The following is a 4,604-nucleotide window of genomic DNA, read 5'->3' as shown; positions in this document are numbered from 1 at the left end:
TTTTTCAGAAAATTGCCGCTTTTGTTGAAAAATTCAAAGGTGTGGGTGGGCAGTTGTAGTGATATGAAGAGCTCTTTTCACGTAGTTAATGCTTGATGAAAAGAGCTCGATATTTTTAAATTAGTGCTGTTTTTTTTCGAGATAGCAGATATGAATATTCAAATTAGTTTAATTATTATGCATTTTCTGGATAGGTCATTGGCCCACAAATGGAGCTAATAAATAAAGCTACTAAATGATTTCTGTCCAAAAGTGAGCTAGGAAGCAACAGGCAGATGACATGTGATTACTGAGTCACTTGAACCTGTTTGTGTCGAGTGAAGATTGTCCCTAGGCAATTTGTCTGTTAGCCTTCCTCGGTATTCAAATTATTAATTCCTTAGCGATCAAATTGATTACAAAATTAGACATATGGATGAATCCCTACTAAAAAATAGACAGCAAATTGAGCTTGGTGATTTTTCAGGTGTTAGACGCCAGCAACCTATGTAGCAGAAAGGATGATCACTTACTCGTCTATTTTTAGCAGGAATTATTAGCCAACTGTATGAACTGTACGCAGATCTGTCTGCAAAAATGATGCAAGTGATCGGGCGGTTTGCGCCCGAGCAGTACGTGTATTCAATCGATGAATCGTTTGTGTCATTTAAACACTGTGCAGCAATCCTTGATTTAAACGCCCATTGTACCCTGTTGCGCCGCGCTGTTTGGCGTGAGTGCCGCTTACCTGTGTGCGTGGGGGTTGGTGAGACATTAACCCTGGCGAAGTTGGCTAACCATGCCGCGAAACAACTGCCGCACTATAAGGGGGTATGTGTGATCGATAACGATACACTGCGGATTGAGATTTTAAAGTCAATGCCAGTTGATGAAGTTTGGGGGATTGGCCGAAAATTGTCGGTAAAACTGGGACTACTGGGCGTGCATACTGCCTATGATTTGTCACAACTGGCACCGAAAATAGCGCGACAACATTTTTCAATTGAAGTCGAACGAACGGTGCGCGAACTCAATGGCCAGATCTGTAAAACATGGGATGATACTAAAGCGGATAAGCAGCAAATTTTTTCTACCCGTAGCCTTGGCGAGCGAATAACTACCTGTGACCACTTGCACCAAGCGTTAGCTAAACATGCCGTCATAGCGGCGGCCAAGGCGCGGGAGCAAGGTTCGTTATGTAAAACGATGATCGTGTTTGCGGCAAACTCGCCGCACGATCCTCAGCCTGTGTATTTTAAGAAGGTCGTCCAGTTCGCTTGTGCGACTGATGACAGCCGTGAACTGTGTGTCGCTGTTAGCAGGGAGCTTTCAAACCTTTATCGCTCTGGGGTGCGCTATTATCGAATTGGTGTAGGCATGATTGATCTTTGCCCTAAAACGTCTGTGCAATATGACTTATTTAATGCACCTAAGAGCAATCCTAACTTAATGAAAATATTTGATAGTCTGAATAACCGCTATGGCCGTGATGTGTTGTATATTGCTGCACAGGGAAGTGATCAGCATTGGACTATGCGCCGAGATTTTCTATCGCCGCAGTACACTACACGTTGGTCCGATATTCCGATGATTAAAGCGTAATAGCTTTCCGTGAATCCCTTTGCAATGCCGTTTTACACTTATTAGGCATAGAAAATTCTTATTGTCTGCATATCCCTAAATCAAGAGGAAATACAGACTATTATCCACATTGACGCACTAACCCCCTCACAAATACATCGAGTTCTTAAAACCAGCGTGTTAATGCAACATAGCGAAGGTAAACGCTGTGCCGTGGCGCTGTCACATGCAGCGATGCGTGTGACTTAGATTGCTTTAATCAGATTATTCAACCACTGCGGATTTAACTGATGTGTGGGATTGATTGGATTTGGAAAAGAAAAGCACTAGACATATTTGGCAGATTTAACTTAAAGAGCATACTAGACATATATGACAGGCATGCCTATTGCGGAATTTCAAAAAATCGGCAACTCAAAGGGGTGGATGTTTGAAGGGATTGCAAAACGGTAGGGCAAGTTAGAGCGGCCACTATCCTGAATAGCGGCGGCTGGTGAAGCTAGGGATATGGGGGCAGTTAGAGGCTTGCCACAGAAAAATAGTAAATAATAGGAATATCGTCATGGACAATATTACAGAGATTAATGAGTCTCAAAAGTGTTTAGAGGGTGGGCAGTGGGATTGCCATAGTCTTTATAATTGTTGTGATTGTGGTGGCAACCAATGTGGCTGTGCATATTGTTTCAGTTGTCATGCTTGTTCTGTCTGTCTTGATAAGAACGATTAAAGAGGCAAGTTTTTATCTACAAACATTTACAGAGGATTTTTAATATGAGTACAGGATTGCAACGGCTTAAAGAAATTGTTACTCAAAGTTCTTTCTACCGCTCACCAAACTATTCAATTAATGCCAACTTCAAGCGCATGTTTCATCCTGCTGGTAGTTTGATATCTTACAACTCAAGAGTAGAAGTGCTCGCAGAACAAAACGAGTTAAAGCCTGATGAGGTGGTTCGTGCGCTGACACCAGAGTTTCAGCGTTCAAATGCTAGGTGGTCACAAGCCATGCAAATACAATTTGTAGAGAATCTGCTTTGCGGGTGTGAAACCAAGATCCAGTTATATGATGTTGGTGAACGCGGTGGTAAGTTAGATGACTGCTTGATACTGGACGGGCTACAACGTTTAACCGCGATCGCTGCATTCCATAATGGTGAGTTTGCCGTATTTGATGAACTTTTCTGGAATGATTTAAACGGCAACGGGATATTCCCAACGCTTAAAATATTAGTCAATATCTACACTTTTGGTTCTGACTTAGAGGCTTGCAAGTTCTATATTCAAATGAATAAAGGCATAACTCATTCTGAGCAAGATTTAAAAACCGCTTATGATTTTATTCGTAAGCATGAACCAACGAATGAATGGTAATGATGGAGTTGCTAGATCTAACATGATTTCCGTAAGTGACTTCGCCGCAGAAAATTGGGCTTTCTCGAATAATCAACAGATTTGCCCTAACATTACATCTAGCAGGGGCGAGATTACTTTGTCTTTTGTAAACGATGTTACGGTCTGTTGTGATACAAGTGAGTCGTTAGTACCCTTTGCAGAGAGATTGGGGGCTTATTTATCCGCTTTATGTAGAACGATTTTGTTATTTTTCAAGGCGTGTCGAGGAATCATGAAAAAAAATGGATTTCAAAATACTCTAAACTATGGTATTCTTTACCATAGATATTAAGGGGGTAATGTTGGATATTTATGTTACACCGGATTTCGATAAGCTTATGAAAAAGGCGAAACTGGATGATCAAGCCATAATTGAGGCAGCCAGTGAGCTAAGTAATGGGCTGCATGATGGGGATCTTGATATGGGTAAGCTGTTTAAGAAAAGAATTGCTTCTCCGAATCAAAGTAAACGAGATTCTAACCGTAGTATTGTTGCTGTACAGCAAGGTAATAAGTTTTTTTTTATTGACGGCTGGCGTAAATGCGACATCCCAAAAAAGGGCAAGGAAATTCCTGATAAATTGATGGAAATATATAAGTTACTTGGTAATACATTTCTTAGTTTCTCCGATGATAGCATTACTCAAAACATAGAAATTGGTGTGTTAAGAGAGGTTCAAAATGGTTGATGACCGCTTAGATAGAATGCATAAAATGGCTCAGCGTCTAGCAAGTAACGGAACTATGGATCTATTGACCATGCGTAAGATAGATGCCCTAGCTCTTAGTGCAAAACAGGACGAAATGACTGCTAGTAAAATTAGGCTTATAAGAAAGAGAGAAAACATTAGCCAAGGGGTTCTAGCTACCATCTTGAATATGAGTAGTGAAAGTGTCCAAAAGTGGGAGCAGGGGAAAACCAAGCCACAGGGCGCGGCCTTGCGATTACTTAATGTAATTGATAAGAAAGGTATTGAGTGCGTTCTGCCTTAACTCGTAAGTATAAATAATAAAGGCCACTCTATCAGTTAACACCTATCACTTAAGGTGTTTAGAGCGAACAGGGTAGCGAGTTTTATTGATACGAACGGTCCTTGCTTTGGGCCGTTTTCTTTTTTGGGGCAGTATGTAGCGTTTAACTCTCTCCCGCATGGCCCTTAGCTTTCTCGGGATGGAGCCGGGGGAGGCTATCGCACACCACATCAGCTCATCCTGAATATCTCTCAATGCCATCATAAAACTTATACGCAATGGCGATACCTGCGCCTCTCTCGCAATACGACTGATTTCCAGGCGAACCAAATTGTAAGCTATCAATATTCCCCAGATTTCTTGTATTACCCCCTCCAAAGACTGACTTCGTAGCAGCACTTCATCTTCGTATGCGTCTAGCGAAGTACACCTTGTAGTGGTCAAGTAAAATTGGCCACGGTTTTAGAGTCATTCCAATATAAACGTTCTGACTCATTTGGCGTTAACCCACCATTATATTGATGGGGTCTGGTCTCACTGTAATATCCAGTGATGTAATTTGTGATCTCTTTATCTGCTTCTGTAAAATTCCCATAACCACTGGCGGGTATCCACTCAGATTTCAAACTTCTAAAGAAACGCTCCATTGGTGCGTTATCCCAACAATTCCCGCGACGACT

The 4,604-nt window shown here is 41.6% G+C and carries 4 protein-coding genes and 2 pseudogenes; 4 read left to right on the top strand and 2 right to left on the bottom strand.

Translation table 11 applies throughout. The features are described from left to right. Positions 1 to 531: 531 nt before the first annotated feature. From L5M38_RS23750 to L5M38_RS23735, 4 genes and pseudogenes are all read left to right on the top strand, one after another. Positions 532 to 1,581, top strand: a pseudogene (locus L5M38_RS23750) (Y-family DNA polymerase); the annotation flags it as partial. 750 nt (positions 1,582 to 2,331) lie between these two features. After that, complete coding sequence (locus L5M38_RS23745; protein ID WP_263180505.1) at positions 2,332 to 2,931, top strand: DUF262 domain-containing protein; 600 nt, start codon at positions 2,332 to 2,334, stop codon at positions 2,929 to 2,931. A 320-nt stretch (positions 2,932 to 3,251) separates the two neighbouring features. Then, positions 3,252 to 3,641 carry a type II toxin-antitoxin system RelE/ParE family toxin gene (locus tag L5M38_RS23740; protein ID WP_263180503.1) on the top strand — a complete coding sequence of 130 codons (390 nt, stop codon included), beginning with the start codon at positions 3,252 to 3,254 and terminating at the stop codon, positions 3,639 to 3,641. After that, positions 3,634 to 3,945 carry a helix-turn-helix domain-containing protein gene (locus tag L5M38_RS23735; RefSeq protein WP_263180502.1) on the top strand — a complete coding sequence of 104 codons (312 nt, stop codon included), beginning with the start codon at positions 3,634 to 3,636 and terminating at the stop codon, positions 3,943 to 3,945. Before L5M38_RS23740 ends, L5M38_RS23735 begins: the two co-directional genes overlap by 8 nt. 45 nt (positions 3,946 to 3,990) lie before the next feature. Here L5M38_RS23735 and L5M38_RS23730 read toward each other — a convergent pair. Next, a pseudogene (locus L5M38_RS23730) lies at positions 3,991 to 4,320 on the bottom strand (IS4 family transposase); the annotation flags it as partial. A 44-nt stretch (positions 4,321 to 4,364) separates the two neighbouring features. Then, on the bottom strand, positions 4,365 to 4,604 hold a 240-nt coding region (locus tag L5M38_RS23725), incomplete at its 5' end, for an integrase core domain-containing protein (protein WP_263147013.1).

Source organism: Shewanella sp. SM101, assembly GCF_025654465.1.
Lineage (GTDB): Bacteria > Pseudomonadota > Gammaproteobacteria > Enterobacterales > Shewanellaceae > Shewanella > Shewanella oncorhynchi.
This window is presented reverse-complemented; position numbering and strand designations above follow the sequence as displayed.